This is a genomic window from Streptomyces sp. NPDC001393 (genome assembly GCF_053597455.1).
Map to the genome: position 1 here is coordinate 315,570 of NZ_JBSFIH010000003.1, position 17,491 is coordinate 333,060.

Genomic DNA, 17,491 nt, shown 5'->3' on the forward strand with positions numbered 1-17,491 from the left:
TCCGGCGTGCGGTGCGGCGCATGAGTACGCGTACTCAGATCCCGCGCCCGACCGGAGCAGACTCGTCCCATGGACTGGACCCACTACCGCTTCCGCAGCCTGTGGTCCCTGCCCGCCCCGCCCGCCGCCGTGTACGCGGTGCTGGAGCGGCCCGAGGACTATCCCGGCTGGTGGCCGCAGGTCCGCTCGGTGACGAGGCTCGACGGCGACACCGGGGTGATCACCATCCGGTCGGTCCTGCCGTACGCCATGACGTTCACGGCACGGCAGATCCACCGCGACCCCGAGGCCGGTGTGCTGGAGGTCACGCTGTCCGGTGACATCGAGGGCTGGGCGCGCTGGACGGTCACCGCCGAGGGTTCCGGGACCCTGGCCCGCTACGACCAGGAAGTGAACGTGCACAAGCCGCTGCTCCGCCGGCTCGCCGTACCCGGCCGCCCGGTCTTCCGCGCCAACCACCGCCTGATGATGCGGTCCGGGCGGCGCGGGTTGCTGCGCCGTCTGCAAGCGGTTTGAAGGATCGTCGCCGGGACCTGTATTGTTCAGTGCGTTCCCGGGCGATTAGCTCAGTGGGAGAGCGCTTCGTTCACACCGAAGAGGTCACTGGTTCGAACCCAGTATCGCCCACCGGGAAAGAGCCGGTCCGCAGCAGCGGACCGGCTCTTTTGCTGCCATGGGGGGCGTCGTGGCGCGGCTTCCGTGCGCAGGGCCCGCTCGTCGCGCTCGATCCGTCCGCCCCGACCGCCCCCGAACCGCTCGACGACGGCCAGGTGCGGCTCCGCACGGCCTGGGCGGTCGCGACATCTGGCGGGGAGGGCGCGGCCGGGCTACGCCGCGGCCGGCAGTTCCGGCCTGAGCGGCCAGTCCGTGCTGACGATCTCGTCCGAGCCGCTGCGCGCGAACCACGCCTGCAGCCCACGCGCCTGCGCCGCGTGCCAGTTGGCCTGGAGGGTGTGCAGCTCGGCGGGGGTCAGGCGCTCCAGCCGGGTCGCGAAACGGCGGCCCAGGGCGCGTACGACGTCCAGCGCGGCCAGTGCGTCGGCCGCCGCGTCGTGCGCGCCCTGCAGCGTCACGCCGTAGTGCTCGCACAGGTCGGTCAGCGTGCGGCGGCCCTTGCGGTAGCGGTCCAGGTGTTTGTCCAGCACGCGTGGGTCCAGCACCTTGAGCGGCGTCGACTCGAACCAGCGGTCCAGCGACGACGCCCGGTGCCGGCGCAACTCCCGGTCCAGCAAGGTGAGATCGAAGGGCGCGTTCATCACCACCAGCGGGCGGCCCATCGCCGCGTGCTCCGCGAGCTGCTCGGCTATCTCGTACACCACCGGCGCCGGCCAGCGGCCGTTGCGCTGCAGGTGCTCCTCCGTCAGCCCGTGCACCGCCGTGGCCTCCTCGGGCACCGGGACGCCCGGGTTCACCAGCCAGCGGGTGACCCGGGGCCGGGTCCCCGGCGCGTCCTGGACGACGACGGCGGCCGACACGATCCGGTCGGTCTCGACGTCCACGCCCGTCGTCTCCGTGTCGAAGGCGGCCAGCGGCCCCTCGTACCAGTACGTCATCCCAACCCAACTCCTCGTTCACCCGGGGCAGGTGACGTTCCGTCTTCTGCCCGTTTGGTGATACCCGGGCCGTTTGCGCCGTACGCCGGGAGGAGACAACAGGAGTACGGGTCTTTGCTGTTCAGCGGCCCGCAGCGGGGAAACTCTTGGCTTGGAAGGCTGTTGGTCATGGCCACTGTGCAGCCCGAGCGGGGCGGGCTGCTGCCCGATCGCACGGGCCCCCTCCGCGGCACGCTCGCCACCACCGCCTGCATGGAGACACTGCAGGTCGGCTATCTGCACGCGGTCGCCGCCGCGGCCGGCTGCTCGCTGTCCCAGCCCTTCCCGGACAACGGCATCGACTGGCACGTCAGCCACAGCGCGCCCGGACACACCGTCGACGACGAGGTCACCATCAAGGTGCAGCTCAAGGCCACGTACCAGGTCGCGCCGAACCCTCCGGGCCGTACCTTCTCGTTCACCCTCGACAACGACCATCTGCGCAAGCTCGCCCGCACACCCGTCTCGGTGCACAAGATCCTGGTCGTCATGCTCGTCCCGCGCGCGCAGGACGACTGGCTGCGCGCCAGCCACGACCGGCTCGACCTCAGGCACTGCTGCTACTGGGTCAATCTGGCCGGCCACCCGATCACCGGCCGGCACCGGACCACCGTGCGGATCCCGACCACGCGCATCTTCGACGACCGGGCGCTCTGCGAGATCATGACGCGGGTCGGAACGGGAGGCAGGCCATGAGGAGCCGTCCGTACGAGGAGCTGCCGCGCCAGGTCCGGCCGCATCCCGACGACCTCCCCTGGAACCGGCCCCCGGAGCCCGCCGAGGTCGACCCCGCCGTGCTCGGCGCCCTGCTGCACCGGCACGGCTGGCAGCGGCGCGGCGGGGCCCCCGGTCGCTACGGCCGCTGGACCCCGCCGGGACCCGGGGGCGGCGGGACCAGCCTGCTGGTGCCGGAGACCCGCGCCTTCCCCGACAGCGACGACCTGCTCGGCGAGGCCCTGGACGCCCTCGCCCGCAGCGGGACGCCCGCCGCCCGTGAGGTGCTGATCTCCCTCGCCGTGCCCAGCGACGAGATCCGCTGGGGGCGCGACACCCCGGGCGGACCCGTCGGCTCCGCGCCCTGGACGGCCGACGAGCAACTGCGCGGCGCCGCCCGGCAGATGCTGCTCGCCGCCGCGCTCGCCACACGCGCGCGTGCCGGCTATTACGGCGCCCGGCACCGCCGCGCCGCCGCCGCTCTGCTGGAGGACGTCCTCATCGGGCCCGCCGCCGACGGCCGGCACCTCACCGCCTTCGTGCCCGTGCCCCTCGGCCGCCCGCTCGCCGTCCGCCTGCACCAGGCCCTGTACGCCGCCCGCGAGGCCGTCGACTACCAGCGGGCCACCGGGGGAATGGACGCCTTCGACGGGGCGATCGAGGCCGGCGTCAGCCGCGAACTGGCCGAGGCGCTGGCCGCGCTCGTGCGGGGCACCGAGGGTGCCCGGATAGCCGTCGCCTGGGCGCCCGGCGCCGGCGTCCCCGAGGGCTGCGCCCCCTCGGCCGAACCCGTCGAGTTCTCACCCGGCGACCTGCCCGTGCTGCGCGAGGCCGCCGCCCGCTATCTGCGCGAGGAACCCTCCGTACCGGTCCGCATCACCGGCGCCGTCGTCCGCATGCGCCGCTCCGGACCGGGCGGCGAGGGCACCGTACGGCTGCGCGTCCTCGCCGGCGCCGACGTCCCCCATGTCCGCGTCACCCTGGACGAGGAGGACTACCGCATCGCCGGCCACGCCCACCTCGTCGGGCTCCCGGTGCGCGTGCACGGCCGGCTGGAGCGCCGGGGCGGCTTCCGCCGGCTCACCGGCGCCTCCGGGGTCGTACCCGTGCAGGTGGACGAGGGCGAGCGGGACCGGCTGCTGAAGTCCCTGCAGGAGAACCTCGACTTCTTCGAGGAGGCCTGCGGCGACAGGGATCCAGGAGAGTACGGGGACGAGGACTGAGGGTGACCGTTTCGCGGTCGGTGCCGCCGGGTCGGTACGATCGCCTGTGCGCGCGCTCCTGGTATGGCGCCGCACCCCACCTTCAGTCAGGAGAGACCGGTGTCAGACGTCCGTGTGATCATCCAACGCGATTCCGAGCGGGAAGAACGCGTGGTGACGACGGGCACTACGGCCGCCGACCTCTTCGCGGGCGAGCGCTCGATCATCGCCGCGCGTGTGGGCGGCGAGCTGAAGGACCTCGCGTACGCGCTGTCCGACGGTGACGAGGTCGAGGGCGTCGAGATCTCGTCCGAGGACGGCCTGAACATCCTGCGCCACTCCACCGCGCACGTCATGGCGCAGGCCGTGCAGGAGCTGTTCCCCGAGGCCAAGCTGGGCATCGGCCCGCCGGTCAAGGACGGCTTCTACTACGACTTCGACGTGGAGAAGCCGTTCACGCCCGAGGATCTCAAGGCCATCGAGAAGAAGATGCAGGAGATCCAGAAGCGGGGGCAGAAGTTCTCCCGCCGCGTGGTCACCGACGAGGCCGCCCGTGAGGAGCTGGCCGCCGAGCCGTACAAGCTGGAGCTGATCGGCCTCAAGGGCTCGGCGTCGCACGACGACGGCGCGGACGTCGAGGTCGGCGCCGGCGAGCTGACGATCTACGACAACCTGGACGCCAAGACCGGCGAGCTGTGCTGGAAGGACCTCTGCCGCGGTCCCCACCTGCCCTCCACCCGGCTCATCCCGGCGTTCAAGCTGATGCGCAACGCGGCCGCCTACTGGCGCGGCAGCGAGAAGAACCCGATGCTCCAGCGCATCTACGGCACCGCCTGGCCCTCCAAGGACGAGCTGAAGGCGTACCTGGACTTCCTCGCCGAGGCCGAGAAGCGCGACCACCGAAAGCTGGGCACCGAGCTGGACCTCTTCTCCATCCCGGAGCAGATCGGCTCCGGCCTCGCCGTCTTCCACCCCAAGGGCGGCATCATCCGCCGGGTCATGGAGGACTACTCGCGGCGCCGCCACGAGGAAGAGGGCTACGAGTTCGTCTACACCCCGCACGCGACGAAGGGGAAGCTCTTCGAGACGTCCGGGCACCTGGACTGGTACGCCGAGGGCATGTACCCGCCCATGCAGCTCGACGAGGGCGTGGACTACTACCTCAAGCCCATGAACTGCCCGATGCACAACCTGATCTTCGACGCGCGCGGCCGCTCCTACCGCGAACTGCCGCTGCGCCTCTTCGAGTTCGGGACCGTGTACCGGTACGAGAAGTCGGGCGTCGTGCACGGCCTGACCCGTGCCCGCGGCTTCACCCAGGACGACGCGCACATCTACTGCACCCGTGAGCAGATGTCCGAGGAGCTGGACAAGACGCTCACCTTCGTCCTCGGTCTGCTGCGCGACTACGGCCTGACCGACTTCTACCTGGAGCTGTCCACCAAGGACCCGGAGAAGTTCGTCGGCTCCGACGAGGTCTGGGAGGAGGCGACCGAGACCCTGCGCCAGGTCGCCGAGAAGCAGGGCCTCCCGCTGGTCCCGGACCCGGGCGGCGCCGCCTTCTACGGCCCGAAGATCTCCGTCCAGGCCAAGGACGCGATCGGCCGTACCTGGCAGATGTCGACCATCCAGCTCGACTTCAACCTGCCCGAGCGGTTCAACCTGGAGTACACCGGCCCCGACGGCTCCAAGCAGCGCCCGGTCATGATCCACCGCGCGCTGTTCGGCTCCATCGAGCGGTTCTTCGCCGTGCTCCTGGAGCACTACGCGGGCGCCTTCCCGGCCTGGCTGGCCCCGGTCCAGGCGCTCGGCATCCCGATCGGCGACGCGCACGTGGAGTACCTGGAGAAGTTCGCCGCGGCGGCCCGGAAGAAGGGCCTGCGCGTCGAGGTGGACTCCTCCTCGGACCGTATGCAGAAGAAGATCCGCAACGCCCAGAAGCAGAAGGTGCCCTTCATGGTCATCGCGGGCGACGAGGACATGTCGAACAACTCGGTGTCCTTCCGCTACCGCGACGGCTCGCAGGAGAACGGCATCCCGTTCGACGAGGCCATCGCGAAGATCGCGCAGGTCGTCGAGGAACGCGCCCAGGTCTGATCGGGCAACCGCTTCGTGCGAAGGCCCCCGGGAGGTTCACCTTCCCGGGGGCCTCTCGTCTCCCTCGCGGGTGAAGGTCTGCATCAGCCAGGACGAGAACGAGCCCGTCACCGCGCCGAGCAGGGCGAGGCCGCCGATCATCATCCCGGTGGCGATCGTCCGGCCCATCGGGGTGATCGGGGTGATGTCCCCGTAGCCGACCGTGGTGAGGGTCGACGCCGCCCACCACACGGCGTCCCCGAACGTGCGCATGGTGGCGCCGGGCGCCCCGCGCTCCGCCTGGTAGACCGCGAGCGCACCGGAGAAGCCGAGCAGCATGGTGGACAGGCCGGCGTAGGAGATCACGCGCGCGTGCAGGGAGAGCCGGGGCTGCCCGGCCTTGCGCTGAACGGCGTCGTACAGCGGGACGATCCGCAGCGGGCGCAGCAGCGGCAGGATGACCACCACCGTGTGCAGCATGTGCGTGGGGACGAACCGCAGACCCTGCCCGCTGAGCCGCCAGCGCACCGCGTAGTCCGCGGCGAACAGCAGCCAGAGGACGAGCATCACGGACAGGCACACGACATGCCAGAAGGCGGGCATGGCCGTGGCCAGGACATGCGTGGCATACGCGGCCAGGAACACCAGCGACGCCACGAACAGGGGGATCTCGGTGCGCTGCGTCCAGCGCACCGAACGGCTGTCGTCGTCCACCGGCCCAGCTTGGCCGGTGGCCTTCTTCCCGCCGCCCCGGCGACACGCCGCGAACGGGCGAAGCCATATGCTGCCTAGCATGACGAGTGAGCCGGAGCAGCAGATCGGAGTGGGGACGCAGGACGCGTTCCAGCGCCTGTGGACGCCCCACCGGATGGCCTACATCCAGGGCGAGGGCAAGCCGAGCGGTCCCGGGGCCGAGGACGGCTGTCCCTTCTGCGCGATCCCGGCCAAGTCCGACGAGGACGGACTGATCGTCCGCCGCGGCGAGCACGTGTACGCGGTGCTCAACCTCTACCCGTACAACGGCGGCCATCTGATGACGGTCCCGTATCGCCATGTCGCCGACTACACGGACCTGACCGGCCCGGAGACCGCGGAGCTCGCCGAGCTGACCAAGCAGGCGATGACGGCCCTGCGTACCGCGTCCGGCGCCCACGGCTTCAACATCGGCATGAACCAGGGCACGGTCGCGGGCGCCGGCATCGCCGCCCACCTGCACCAGCACATCGTGCCGCGCTGGGGCGGCGACACGAACTTCATGCCGGTGGTCGGCCACACGAAGGTGCTGCCGCAGCTCCTGGCCGACACCCGGAAGATGCTGGCGGAGGCCTGGCCGGCGTAGCCGCGGGGTGCCCTCTGCCGAGGGCACCGCTCACGCGTCGTACAGGTCGGCCTTCTTCGGCGTGGGGTCCTGGACCAGACCGCTGAGGACGCCCGACCGCGTGCCGAACTTCTCCGTGTTCACGCCGTTCTCCTCCAGCACCCTGATCGCTGCCGAGTGCACCACCCGCAGCACCGGTGTGGCCGCGCGCAGCGCGTCGTCGGCCATGAAGCGGTGCCGCCAGGGCTGGTCGGCCCAGGCGTGCCGCAGACCGAACGGCTCGGGCAGGACGAGCGAGCCGCCGAGCCAGTTGAGCAGCGGCGGGTACCAGCTCAGCGGTGCGCGCGTGGCGAGCCGGACCACCTCGTCCGTGGTGACCAGCGGCAGCATGATCTTCCTGGTCTCCCACGGCTTGAGGGACTTGGCGACCTCCTTGCTCGGCGGCTCCGGCTTGGAGGTGAACAGAGAGTTCACCGGTCCCAGAGCGTGCCCGGTCACCTCGATGCGCAGCGTCTCGTGCAGCACCGTCACCGTGATCAGCATGGTGAGCACCAGCTGCCCGTCCCACAGCGTCCACTGCACGCCCAGGTAGTGCCGGTCGCCGCTGCCGAACTGCTGCTTGTTGCAGATCTCCTGTATCGCGTGCGGCTTGACCTGGAAGGCCTCGACGTCGGTGCCCTCGGGCCGGGACACCTCCCCGGCCTTCTCACCGATCGGCGTGACGATCCAGTGCTTGATGGACGGCTTGGGGAAACCGCCGGTGTTCAGCGGGCCGCGCTCCAGCAGGGCGAGCTGGTCGTGGATCGCGCGTATGACGTCCCAGCTGCGGAACGGGTGGATCTCCCGCGTCGGGTCGGCGGGCACCAGATCCTCGGCGAGCTGCCAGGCACCCCAGCGGGTGCCCATGCCGAGTATGCCCTTGGGGCCGGCGTAGAAGACCGAGTTGGACTGCTGCTCGGCGCTGAGCCGGGCCAGCGACTGGCGCAGCTCCTCGGCCGCCGTCTGATTGGGTCCGCGCGGCACCGCCTCGGGGACCTTGGCACCGACGCTGGTGCCCGAGAGCAGGCCGGCCCAGCGGGCCCGCAGATCCTTGGCCGTGCGCTCGCAGATCTGCTTGGCCCAGAACCAGCCGAGCACCGGGACCACGACGCACGCCCGGGCGTACCACGCCCAGAAGCCGGTGAACGGCATCTTGATCAGGAACAGCGCGGCGAGCAGGCCGACCCCCAGGAGCAGGGCGGTGGCGAGCGCACCCGCGCGCCTGTCCTCGCGGGTGGCGATGAACGTGCGCAGCTGGAAGACGAGCAGCCAGGCGATCAGCCCGGGCAGGAAGAGCACTCCGCACAGGAGTGTCACAGCGGTCAGGCGGTTGTCGCGCTCCCGGCGGATGTTGTTGGCCGCGAGGCAGTGCTCCACGACGAACTGCGGCTCGGACCCGAAGGACTGGATGAGCGGCTTGCGGCCGGGAGCGAGCATCCGGGCGACCACGGCCCGCGAGAACGCCTCACCGAGATTGGGCCGCAGCAGGGCGATCCTGCCGGGCTTGAGGGTCGACTCGTGCCACTCGTTGTCGGCCTTCTTGATCTCCTCCATCGGGCTGTCCCGGTACGCCGCGGAGGCCAGCGCGGCGGTCGCCGCCTGACTCGCGTCGCCCGCGACGGGCACCTGGGGCCCGTCCCACTCCGTTCCCAACGACATTCCCGCCCCCATCGCCGCCGGTGTCGCTTCTGCGGCCTTCCCGACTTCCTCGTCCCGCACACCTCTTGAACAGGCCGTCGCGCCGATTACCCGTCACAACCGGACGACTGCGGCACGACGCGATCAGGTGATCAGCGTATCCGCCGCCACCGACAACCGGCGGGCGGACGGCCGAAGCCGTCCGCCCGCGCACCCGGCTCGCGGGTGCTGAACTACCCGTTGTCACCTGCCTGTTCACGAATCCGTTCGGCGATCTGCGGTGGCATCGGCTCGTGCCGGGCGTAGGCGCGGTCGAACCGGGCCGTGCCGTGCGACAGCGAGCGCAGGTCGACGGCGTACCGGCCGATCTCGAACTCGGGCACCTCCGCCTTGATCAGCGTCCGCCCGGAACCCACCTGTTCGGTGCCGAGCACCCGGCCGCGGCGGCTGGACAGGTCGCTCATGACGGCGCCCACGTAGTCGTCGTCGACCAGCACGGACACCTCGGCCACCGGCTCCAGCAGATGGATCCTCGTGTCGGCCGCGGCCTCGCGCAGCGCGAGCGCGCCCGCGGTCTGGAAGGCGGCGTCGGAGGAGTCCACCGAGTGCGCCTTGCCGTCCAGCAGCGTGACCCGCACGTCCACCAGCGGATATCCGGCGGCGACGCCCTTCGCGGCCTGGGCGCGTACGCCCTTCTCCACGGACGGGATGAACTGGCGGGGCACGGCGCCGCCGACCACCTTGTCCACGAACTCGATGCCCGAGCCGCCGGGCAGCGGCTCCACCTCGATCTCGCAGATGGCGTACTGACCGTGCCCGCCGGACTGTTTCACGTGCCGCCCGCGCCCGGTGGCCTTGTTCGCGAACGTCTCCCGCAGGGAGACCTTGTGCGGGACGACGTCGACCTGGACGCCGTAGCGGCTGCGCAGCCGTTCCAGGGCGACGTCCGCGTGGGCCTCGCCCAGGCACCACAGGACCACCTGGTGGGTGTCCTGGTTCTGCTCCAGCCGCATGGTGGGGTCCTCGGCCACCAGCCGGGCCAGGCCCTGCGAGAGCTTGTCCTCGTCGGCCTTGCTGTGCGCCTGGATGGCCAGCGGCAGCAGCGGGTCAGGCATCCGCCAGGGCTCCATCAGCAGAGGGTCGTCCTTCGCGGAGAGCGTGTCCCCGGTCTCGGCCCGGCCGAGCTTGGCCACGCACACCAGGTCGCCGGCGACGGCGTGCGTCACCGGCCGCTGCTGCTTGCCGAACGGCATGGACAGGGCGCCGACCTTCTCGTCGACGTCGTGGTCCTCGTGTCCGCGGTCGGTCAGCCCGTGCCCGGAGACGTGCACCGTCTGGTCGGGGCGCAGGGTGCCGGAGAAGACACGGACCAGGGAGACCCGGCCGACATAGGGGTCGGAGGAGGTCTTGACGACCTCGGCGACCAGCGGGCCGCCGGTGTCGCACGGCTTCAGCTCGCGGGCCTTGCCGTCGATGGTGGTGACCTCGGGCAGCGGGTGCTCGAACGGGGTCGGGAAGCCGCCCGTGACCAGCTCCAGCAGTTCGACCGTGCCGAGGCCGTGCCTGGCGCCCTCGGCGGCGGGGGCGGCGGCCAGGACGGGGAAGAACGTGCCGCGCGCGACGGCCCGCTCCAGGTCCTGGATCAGCGTCTTGACGTCGACCTCCTCACCGCCGAGATAGCGGTCCATGAGGGTCTCGTCCTCGCTCTCGGCGATGATCCCCTCGATCAGCCGGTTGCGGGCCTCCTCGATGTCCGGCAGCTGGTCCTCGCCGGGCTCGGACTCCTTGCGCTCCCCGGTCGAGTAGTCCAACAGCTTCTGCGACAGCAGCCCGACCAGCCCGGTCACGGGCGCGTGCCCGTCCGGGCCCTCGGGGCCGCGCAGCGGCAGGTACAGCGGCAGTACCGCATCGGGGTCCTCGCCGCCGAAGGCCTCCGCGCAGATCCGGGTCATCTCCTCGAAGTCGGCGCGCGCGGCCTCCAGGTGCGTGATCACGATCGCGCGCGGCATGCCGACGGCCGCGCACTCCTCCCAGACCATCCGCGTGGAGCCGTCCACGCCGTCCGAGGCCGAGACGACGAAGAGGGCCGCGTCCGCGGCGCGCAGACCGGCCCTGAGCTCCCCGACGAAGTCGGCGTATCCGGGGGTGTCGAGCAGGTTGATCTTGATGCCGTCCCATTCGACCGGCACCAGGGAGAGCTGTACGGAGCGCTGCTGCCGGTGCTCGATCTCGTCGTAGTCCGAGACGGTGCCGCCGTCCTCCTTGCGGCCCGCCCGGTTCACCGCCCCCGCGGTCAGCGCGAGGGCCTCCACCAGAGTCGTCTTGCCCGAACCGGAGTGGCCGACCAGCACCACGTTCCGTACGGATGCGGGCTGGTCGGCCTCAAGAGCCCTGCCGGCGGCCCCGGGGTGGTGTGTCTGAGTCTTGTCGCCCATGATCCTGCCTCCCGTGCACGGTGAGGTCACTGTGGGCGCGGACACGCGGGACCCGCGTGCACTGGCGGCTCCGGCGACGCCCGCGGTTATTCGAGCTTTCCACTCCCGTCACGCTGCGTCCATACGAACGACAACCGCACACGCCGATCGCGCCACGCACGCCCCGCGCACGGCGGCGCGCGCCGGTTCGCACCACGGGCTGCGGGTGCCCGCCCGCCACGCGCACGCGCGCGTGGCTACGATGGGCCAGCCGGAGGCCACCAGGGCCGCGGCGACACCGACCGTCGGGAAGGCCATGCTGAACAAGTACGCGCGTGCATTCTTCACGCGTGTCCTCACACCGTTCGCCGCGTTTCTCATCCGGCGGGGCGTCAGCCCCGACACGGTCACGCTCATCGGCACGGCCGGTGTGGTCGCGGGTGCACTGGTCTTCTACCCCCGGGGCGAGTTCTTCTGGGGCACGGTCGTGATCACCCTGTTCGTCTTCTCCGACCTGGTCGACGGCAACATGGCCCGTCAGCTGGGCCGCTCCAGCCGCTGGGGCGCCTTCCTGGACTCCACCCTCGACCGGGTCGCCGACGGCGCCATCTTCGGCGGCTTCGCGCTCTGGTACGCCGGCAACGGGAACAACAACGCGCTGTGCGCCGTCTCGATCTTCTGCCTGGCCAGCGGCCAGGTGGTGTCGTACACCAAGGCACGCGGCGAGTCGATCGGGCTGCCGGTCGCCGTCAACGGCCTCGTGGAACGCGCCGAACGGCTGGTGATCTCGCTGGTCGCGGCCGGCTTGGCGGGCATGCACACGTTCGGCGTTCCCGGCATCCAGTGGCTGCTGCCGATCGCCCTGTGGATCGTCGCCGTCGGCAGCCTCGTCACGCTCATCCAGCGGGTCGTCACCGTCCGCCGCGAGTCCGCCGAGGCGGAGGCGGCGGCCCAGCAGAACGCCGAGGCCGCGAAGTGAGCGCCGGCGAACGGCTCACCGACGCGCTGTACGGGCTCGGCTGGAGCACCGTCAAGAAGCTCCCCGAGCCGGTCGCGGTCCGGCTCGGGCGGACCATCGCCGACCTCACCTGGAAGCAGCGCGGCAAGGGCGTACAGCGCCTGGAGTCGAACTACGCGCGCGTGCTGCCCGACGCCGGCCCGGAGCGCCTGGCCGAGCTCTCGCGCGCGGGCATGCGCTCGTACCTCCGCTACTGGATGGAGTCCTTCCGGCTGCCCGCCTGGAGCCAGGAGCGCGTGAAGTCGGGCTTCGACCCCAAGGACATACATTTCCTGACCGACGGACTGGCCGCCGGCGGGGGCGTGATCCTCGCGCTGCCGCACATGGCCAACTACGACCTGGCCGGCGCCTGGGTCACGACCAAGCTGGAGACGCCGTTCACGACGGTCGCCGAGCGGCTCAAGCCCGAGACCCTCTACGACCGTTTCGTCGCCTACCGCGAGGGCCTCGGCATGGAGGTCCTGCCGCACAGCGGTGGCTCCGCCTTCGGCACCCTGGCCCGCAGGCTGCGCGACGGCGGCCTGGTCTGCCTGGTCGCCGACCGGGACCTGTCCGCCTCCGGCGTCGAGGTCGACTTCTTCGGCGAGAAGACCCGGATGCCCGCGGGCCCGGCCCTGCTCGCCCAGCAGACCGGCGCGCTGCTGCTCCCCGTCACGCTCTGGTACGACGACTCGCCCGTCATGCAGGGCCAGGTCCACCCGCCGGTCGAGGTACCCGAGTCAGGTACCCGGGCCGAGAAGACGTCTGTCATGACACAGGCGCTGGCCGACGCCTTCGCCACCGGGATCGCCGACCATCCGGAGGACTGGCACATGCTGCAGCGGCTGTGGCTCGCCGACCTCGACCCCGCGAAGGGACCCTCGTGAGAATCGGGATCGTCTGCCCGTACTCCTGGGACGTGCCCGGCGGCGTCCAGTTCCACATCCGCGACCTCGCCGAGTACTTCCTCCGGCTCGGCCACGACGTCTCCGTCCTCGCCCCGGCCGACGACGACACCCCGCTGCCGCCGTACGTCGTCTCGGCCGGCCGCGCGGTCCCGGTGCCGTACAACGGCTCGGTGGCCCGCCTCAACTTCGGTTTCCTGTCGGCCGCGCGGGTACGGCGCTGGCTGCACGAGGGCGCCTTCGACGTGGTCCACATCCACGAGCCGACCTCGCCCTCGCTGGGCCTGCTGACCTGCTGGGCGGCCTCCGGTCCGATCGTGGCCACCTTCCACACCTCCAACCCCCGCTCGCGCGCGATGATCGCCGCGTACTCCATCCTCCAGGCCGCCCTGGAGAAGATCAGCGCCCGGATCGCGGTCAGCGAGTACGCGCGCCGGACCCTGGTCGAGCACCTCGGCGGGGACGCGGTGGTCATCCCCAACGGCGTCGACGTGGACTTCTTCGCCAAGGCCGAGCCGAAGCCGGAGTGGCAGGGCGACACCATCGGCTTCATAGGCCGGATCGACGAGCCCCGCAAGGGCCTGCCGGTCCTCATGAAGGCCCTGCCGAAGATCCTCGCCGCCCGCCCGCAGACCCGGCTGCTGGTCGCGGGCCGCGGCGACGAGGAGGCGGCCGTCGAGGAACTGCCCCGCGAGCTCCGCTCCCGCGTCGAGTTCCTCGGCATGATCAGCGACGAGGACAAGGCGCGCTTCCTGCGCAGCGTCGACCTGTACGTCGCGCCCAACACCGGCGGCGAGAGCTTCGGCATCATCCTGGTCGAGGCGATGTCGGCGGGCGCCCCCGTCCTCGCCTCCGACCTGGACGCCTTCGTACAGGTCCTCGACCAGGGCGAGGCGGGCGAGGTCTTCGCCAACGAGGACGCCGACGCGCTCGCCGACGCCGCCGTACGGCTCCTGGCGGACCCGGCCCGCCGCGCCGAGCTGCGCGACCGCGGCAGCACCCACGTACGGCGCTTCGACTGGTCGACGGTCGGCGCGGACATCCTCTCGGTGTACGAGACCGTCACGACCGGCACGGCGGCGGTGGCCACGGACGAGCGGACCGGCCTGCGCGCACGGTTCGGGCTGGCGCGGGACTGAGCGGCGAGGCGGGCAGCCCGCCCTGGGGACCCGAGCGGGTCGTCCAGTAGGGCAGGGGGCGTGGTCGCGTGTGCGCGCGGGGCCGGTGACGGCGGTTGGGGCTGGCGCGGGACTGGGTGGCGGGGCTGGGGCGTGGACGGGCGGTGAGCAGGCCCGTTCGTGCTCGGGACTCGTGCAGGTCGTCCAGCAGGGCAGGGGGCGTGGTCGCGCGTGGGAGCGGGCCGGCAACGGCGGTTCGGGCTGGTGCGGGACTGGGTGGCGGGGGCCCGTGGGGGAGTGGGCCGCCGGCCCGTCGGGGGCCGCTGGGCCCAGTGCCGTGGCCCGATAGCCTTCGGCCGTGACCGCAACCCTCATCTGGATCCTCGTCGCACTCGTCGCGATCGGCGTGTACCTGAGCTGGACCGCCGGGCGGCTGGACCGGCTGCACGTGCGGATGGACGCCGCGCGGGCCGCGCTCGACGCGCAGCTGCTGCGCCGGGCCTCCGTCGCGCAGGAACTGGCCACCTCGGGCGTGCTGGACCCGGCCGCCTCGATCGTGCTGTACGAGGCCGCACACGCCGCCCGGCAGGCCGAGGAGGAGCAGCGGGAGGTCGCCGAGAGCGAGCTGAGCCAGGCGCTGCGCGCGGTCTTCGGGGATCCGGCGCAGGTGGAGGCCGTCAGGGAGGCCCCAGGAGGGGAGGAGGCGGCCCGTGAGCTGGCCGAGGCCGTCCGACGGGTCCCGATGGCCCGGCGCTTCCACAACGACGCCGTGGGAGCCGCCCGCAGGCTCCGCGAACACCGCAAGGTCCGCTGGTTCCGGCTGGCCGGACACGCCCCGTTCCCGCTGGCCTTCGAGATGGACGACGAGCCCCCCGCGGCCCTGGTGGAGCGGGCCTCCTGAACCCCGGGGGAACCCTCCCTGGACGAAAAGGATCCACCGGCTTGCCATTGGCCCTTGCTGTGGCCTGGTCCGCTCGCGTTTCCTCGTCGGTGCAGAAAACCCTCTTTCCCATCAGTGAGGTCACCCGTGTCCACCATCGAGAACCAGGCTCCCGAGACCGGCACCGCGCGCGTGAAGCGCGGCATGGCCGAGCAGCTCAAGGGCGGCGTGATCATGGACGTCGTCACGCCGGAGCAGGCGAAGATCGCCGAGGACGCGGGCGCCGTCGCCGTCATGGCCCTGGAGCGGGTCCCGGCCGACATCCGCAAGGACGGCGGCGTGGCCCGTATGTCCGACCCGGACATGATCGAGGGCATCATCAACGCCGTCTCGATCCCGGTCATGGCCAAGTCCCGCATCGGCCACTTCGTCGAGGCCCAGGTGCTGCAGTCCCTCGGCGTCGACTACATCGACGAGTCCGAGGTCCTCACCCCGGCCGACGAGGTCAACCACTCCGACAAGTGGGCCTTCACCACCCCGTTCGTGTGTGGTGCCACCAACCTGGGCGAGGCCCTGCGCCGCATCGCCGAGGGCGCCGCGATGATCCGCTCCAAGGGCGAGGCCGGCACCGGCAACGTCGTCGAGGCCGTCCGCCACCTGCGCCAGATCAAGAACGAGATCGCCCGCCTGCGCGGCTTCGACAACCACGAGCTGTACGCCGCCGCCAAGGAGCTGCGCGCCCCGTACGAGCTGGTCAAGGAGGTCGCCGAGCTGGGCAAGCTCCCGGTGGTGCTGTTCTCCGCCGGCGGCGTGGCCACCCCGGCCGACGCGGCCCTGATGCGCCAGCTCGGCGCCGAGGGCGTCTTCGTCGGCTCGGGCATCTTCAAGTCCGGTGACCCGGCCAAGCGCGCCGCCGCCATCGTGAAGGCCACCACCTTCTACGACGACCCGAAGATCATCGCGGACGCGTCCCGCAACCTCGGCGAGGCCATGGTCGGCATCAACTGCGACACCCTTCCCGAGGCCGAGCGCTACGCGAACCGCGGCTGGTAATCCCACCCAGAGGACTGCACGAAACACATGACTGACGCACCCGTCATAGGCGTCCTGGCCCTCCAGGGCGACGTACGGGAGCACCTCATCGCCCTGGCCGCGGCCGACGCCGTGGCCAGGCCGGTGCGGCGCCCCGAGGAACTCGCCGAGGTCGACGGCCTCGTCCTGCCCGGCGGCGAGTCCACCACCATCTCCAAGCTGGCCGTCCTCTTCGGCGTGATGGAGCCCCTCCGCGCGCGCGTGGCCGACGGCATGCCCGTCTACGGCACCTGCGCGGGCATGATCATGCTTGCCGACAAGATCCTCGACCCGCGCTCGGGCCAGGAGACCATCGGCGGCATCGACATGATCGTGCGCCGCAACGCCTTCGGCCGGCAGAACGAGTCGTTCGAGGCCGCGGTCGACGTGAAGGGCATCACGGGCGATCCTGTGGAGGGCGTCTTCATCCGCGCCCCCTGGGTGGAGTCCGTGGGCGCCGAGGCCGAAGTGCTCGCCGAGCACGACGGCCACATCGTCGCCGTCCGCCAGGGCAACGCGCTGGCCACGTCGTTCCACCCGGAGCTGACCGGTGACCACCGCGTGCACTCCCTGTTCGTCGACATGGTGCGCGCCAACCGAGCGTGAGAGTCCTTGTAGGATCTCTGACGTTCGTACAGAGATTGGTTACGCGAAGGAGACAGGCAGATGTCCGGCCACTCTAAATGGGCCACGACGAAGCACAAGAAGGCCGTGATCGATGCCAAGCGCGGCAAGCTCTTCGCGAAGCTGATCAAGAACATCGAGGTCGCGGCGCGTATGGGCGGCGTCGACCTCGACGGCAACCCGACGCTCTACGACGCCGTCCAGAAGGCCAAGAAGCAGTCGGTGCCGAACAAGAACATCGACTCCGCGATCAAGCGCGGCGGTGGCCTCGAGGCCGGCGGCGCCGACTACGAGACGATCATGTACGAGGGCTACGGCCCGAACGGTGTCGCCGTGCTCATCGAGTGCCTCACCGACAACCGCAACCGCGCCGCCTCCGACGTACGCGTCGCCATGACCCGCAACGGCGGCTCCATGGCCGACCCGGGCTCGGTGTCCTACCTGTTCAACCGCAAGGGCGTCGTCATCGTCCCCAAGGGCGAGCTGACCGAGGACGACGTGCTCGGCGCGGTCCTGGACGCCGGTGCCGAGGAAGTCAACGACCTCGGCGAGAACTTCGAGGTGATCAGCGAGGCCACCGACCTGGTCGCGGTCCGCACCGCCCTCCAGGAGGCCGGCATCGACTACGAGTCCGCCGAGGCCAACTTCGTCCCGACCATGCAGGTCGAGCTGGACGAGGAGGGCGCCAAGAAGATCTTCAAGCTGATCGACGCGCTCGAGGACAGCGACGACGTGCAGAACGTCTTCGCGAACTTCGACGTGAGCGACGAGATCATGGAGAAGGTCGACGCGTAACGCTCCGCGGGTTCAGCGGATTTCCGGCGGGCCGGAGTTCGGATGGGCGGCGGCGGAGGCAGTTGCGCGGTCAGACGGTGGGCGAGGAGGGCTGCCGGGCGGTGCAGG

16 protein-coding genes and 1 tRNA gene are annotated in these 17,491 nt (G+C 71.2%); 13 read left to right on the top strand and 4 right to left on the bottom strand.

The features are described 5' to 3' along the window. The first annotated feature begins 69 nt into the window (after positions 1–69). Both ACWC2T_RS06580 and ACWC2T_RS06585 read left to right on the top strand, forming a co-directional pair. A complete protein-coding gene (locus ACWC2T_RS06580) occupies positions 70–516 on the top strand; it encodes an SRPBCC family protein (RefSeq protein ID WP_450669332.1) in 447 nt (148 codons plus the stop codon). Positions 517–555: 39 nt separating this feature from the next. Further along, positions 556–627, top strand: a tRNA-Val gene (locus ACWC2T_RS06585). A 200-nt stretch (positions 628–827) separates the two neighbouring features. Here ACWC2T_RS06585 and ACWC2T_RS06590 read toward each other — a convergent pair. Further along, the gene (locus tag ACWC2T_RS06590; protein ID WP_450669333.1) at positions 828–1,553 is read right to left on the bottom strand and encodes an exonuclease domain-containing protein; all 726 of its coding nucleotides are present in this window, start codon (positions 1,551–1,553) and stop codon (positions 828–830) included. Between the two features lie 168 nt (positions 1,554–1,721). On the opposite strand from ACWC2T_RS06590, the gene ACWC2T_RS06595 reads away from it, so the two are divergent. From ACWC2T_RS06595 to thrS, 3 genes are all read left to right on the top strand, one after another. Then, complete coding sequence (locus ACWC2T_RS06595; protein ID WP_450669334.1) at positions 1,722–2,288, top strand: DUF4365 domain-containing protein; 567 nt, start codon at positions 1,722–1,724, stop codon at positions 2,286–2,288. After that, on the top strand, positions 2,285–3,529 hold the full coding sequence (locus tag ACWC2T_RS06600; RefSeq protein WP_450669335.1) for a hypothetical protein: 1,245 nt from the start codon (positions 2,285–2,287) through the stop codon (positions 3,527–3,529). Before ACWC2T_RS06595 ends, ACWC2T_RS06600 begins: the two co-directional genes overlap by 4 nt. 99 nt (positions 3,530–3,628) lie before the next feature. Beyond that, a complete protein-coding gene (gene thrS, locus ACWC2T_RS06605; protein WP_450669336.1) occupies positions 3,629–5,605 on the top strand; it encodes a threonine--tRNA ligase in 1,977 nt (658 codons plus the stop codon). A gap of 36 nt (positions 5,606–5,641) precedes the next feature. On the opposite strand, the gene ACWC2T_RS06610 is transcribed toward thrS, so the two are convergent. Continuing rightward, positions 5,642–6,298: a potassium channel family protein gene (locus tag ACWC2T_RS06610; RefSeq protein ID WP_450669337.1), complete on the bottom strand. Its 657-nt coding sequence runs from the start codon at positions 6,296–6,298 to the stop codon at positions 5,642–5,644. A gap of 67 nt (positions 6,299–6,365) precedes the next feature. On the opposite strand from ACWC2T_RS06610, the gene ACWC2T_RS06615 reads away from it, so the two are divergent. Continuing rightward, complete coding sequence (locus ACWC2T_RS06615; protein WP_351211655.1) at positions 6,366–6,923, top strand: HIT family protein; 558 nt, start codon at positions 6,366–6,368, stop codon at positions 6,921–6,923. A gap of 30 nt (positions 6,924–6,953) precedes the next feature. Here the strand turns inward: ACWC2T_RS06615 and ACWC2T_RS06620 are convergent, their stop codons facing one another. Together ACWC2T_RS06620 and ACWC2T_RS06625 are read right to left on the bottom strand one after the other, a co-directional pair. Further along, complete coding sequence (locus ACWC2T_RS06620) at positions 6,954–8,600, bottom strand: hypothetical protein (RefSeq protein WP_450669338.1); 1,647 nt, start codon at positions 8,598–8,600, stop codon at positions 6,954–6,956. Positions 8,601–8,812: 212 nt separating this feature from the next. Beyond that, positions 8,813–11,014, bottom strand: a complete 2,202-nt coding sequence (locus tag ACWC2T_RS06625; RefSeq protein ID WP_450669339.1) for an elongation factor G-like protein EF-G2 — start codon at positions 11,012–11,014, stop codon at positions 8,813–8,815. A 241-nt stretch (positions 11,015–11,255) separates the two neighbouring features. Between ACWC2T_RS06625 and pgsA the strand changes: the two genes are divergently transcribed. The 7 genes from pgsA to ACWC2T_RS06660 all read left to right on the top strand — a co-directional run bounded on the left by pgsA (position 11,256) and on the right by ACWC2T_RS06660 (position 17,383). Then, a complete protein-coding gene (pgsA, locus tag ACWC2T_RS06630) occupies positions 11,256–11,972 on the top strand; it encodes a phosphatidylinositol phosphate synthase (protein ID WP_450669356.1) in 717 nt (238 codons plus the stop codon). Continuing rightward, the gene (locus ACWC2T_RS06635) at positions 11,969–12,877 is read left to right on the top strand and encodes a phosphatidylinositol mannoside acyltransferase (RefSeq protein ID WP_450669340.1); all 909 of its coding nucleotides are present in this window, start codon (positions 11,969–11,971) and stop codon (positions 12,875–12,877) included. Before pgsA ends, ACWC2T_RS06635 begins: the two co-directional genes overlap by 4 nt. Then, positions 12,874–14,034 (top strand): glycosyltransferase family 4 protein, encoded by a 1,161-nt coding sequence (locus ACWC2T_RS06640; RefSeq protein WP_450669341.1) that lies wholly within the window; start codon positions 12,874–12,876, stop codon positions 14,032–14,034. Before ACWC2T_RS06635 ends, ACWC2T_RS06640 begins: the two co-directional genes overlap by 4 nt. Positions 14,035–14,371: 337 nt before the next feature. Then, positions 14,372–14,914: a hypothetical protein gene (locus tag ACWC2T_RS06645; RefSeq protein WP_450669342.1), complete on the top strand. Its 543-nt coding sequence runs from the start codon at positions 14,372–14,374 to the stop codon at positions 14,912–14,914. A 126-nt stretch (positions 14,915–15,040) separates the two neighbouring features. After that, positions 15,041–15,946, top strand: a complete 906-nt coding sequence (pdxS, locus tag ACWC2T_RS06650; RefSeq protein WP_450669343.1) for a pyridoxal 5'-phosphate synthase lyase subunit PdxS — start codon at positions 15,041–15,043, stop codon at positions 15,944–15,946. A gap of 27 nt (positions 15,947–15,973) precedes the next feature. Next, entirely contained in the window at positions 15,974–16,570 is a 597-nt protein-coding gene (pdxT, locus tag ACWC2T_RS06655) for a pyridoxal 5'-phosphate synthase glutaminase subunit PdxT (RefSeq protein ID WP_450669344.1), read from the top strand. Positions 16,571–16,630: 60 nt separating this feature from the next. Further along, on the top strand, positions 16,631–17,383 hold the full coding sequence (locus ACWC2T_RS06660; RefSeq protein ID WP_228618861.1) for a YebC/PmpR family DNA-binding transcriptional regulator: 753 nt from the start codon (positions 16,631–16,633) through the stop codon (positions 17,381–17,383). Positions 17,384–17,491: the final 108 nt, after the last annotated feature.

Excerpts from the sequence above, each read along its gene's own strand:
- ACWC2T_RS06580 (WP_450669332.1), top strand. The coding sequence starts at position 70 with ATGGACTGGACCCACTACCGCTTCCGCAGCCTGTGGTCCCTGCCCGCC.
- ACWC2T_RS06590 (WP_450669333.1), bottom strand. The coding sequence starts at position 1,553 with ATGACGTACTGGTACGAGGGGCCGCTGGCCGCCTTCGACACGGAGACG.
- ACWC2T_RS06595 (WP_450669334.1), top strand. The coding sequence starts at position 1,722 with ATGGCCACTGTGCAGCCCGAGCGGGGCGGGCTGCTGCCCGATCGCACG.
- ACWC2T_RS06600 (WP_450669335.1), top strand. The coding sequence starts at position 2,285 with ATGAGGAGCCGTCCGTACGAGGAGCTGCCGCGCCAGGTCCGGCCGCAT.
- ACWC2T_RS06615 (WP_351211655.1), top strand. The coding sequence starts at position 6,366 with ATGCTGCCTAGCATGACGAGTGAGCCGGAGCAGCAGATCGGAGTGGGG.
- ACWC2T_RS06620 (WP_450669338.1), bottom strand. The coding sequence starts at position 8,600 with ATGTCGTTGGGAACGGAGTGGGACGGGCCCCAGGTGCCCGTCGCGGGC.
- ACWC2T_RS06625 (WP_450669339.1), bottom strand. The coding sequence starts at position 11,014 with ATGGGCGACAAGACTCAGACACACCACCCCGGGGCCGCCGGCAGGGCT.
- pgsA (WP_450669356.1), top strand. The coding sequence starts at position 11,256 with ATGGGCCAGCCGGAGGCCACCAGGGCCGCGGCGACACCGACCGTCGGG.
- pdxT (WP_450669344.1), top strand. The coding sequence starts at position 15,974 with ATGACTGACGCACCCGTCATAGGCGTCCTGGCCCTCCAGGGCGACGTA.
- ACWC2T_RS06660 (WP_228618861.1), top strand. The coding sequence starts at position 16,631 with ATGTCCGGCCACTCTAAATGGGCCACGACGAAGCACAAGAAGGCCGTG.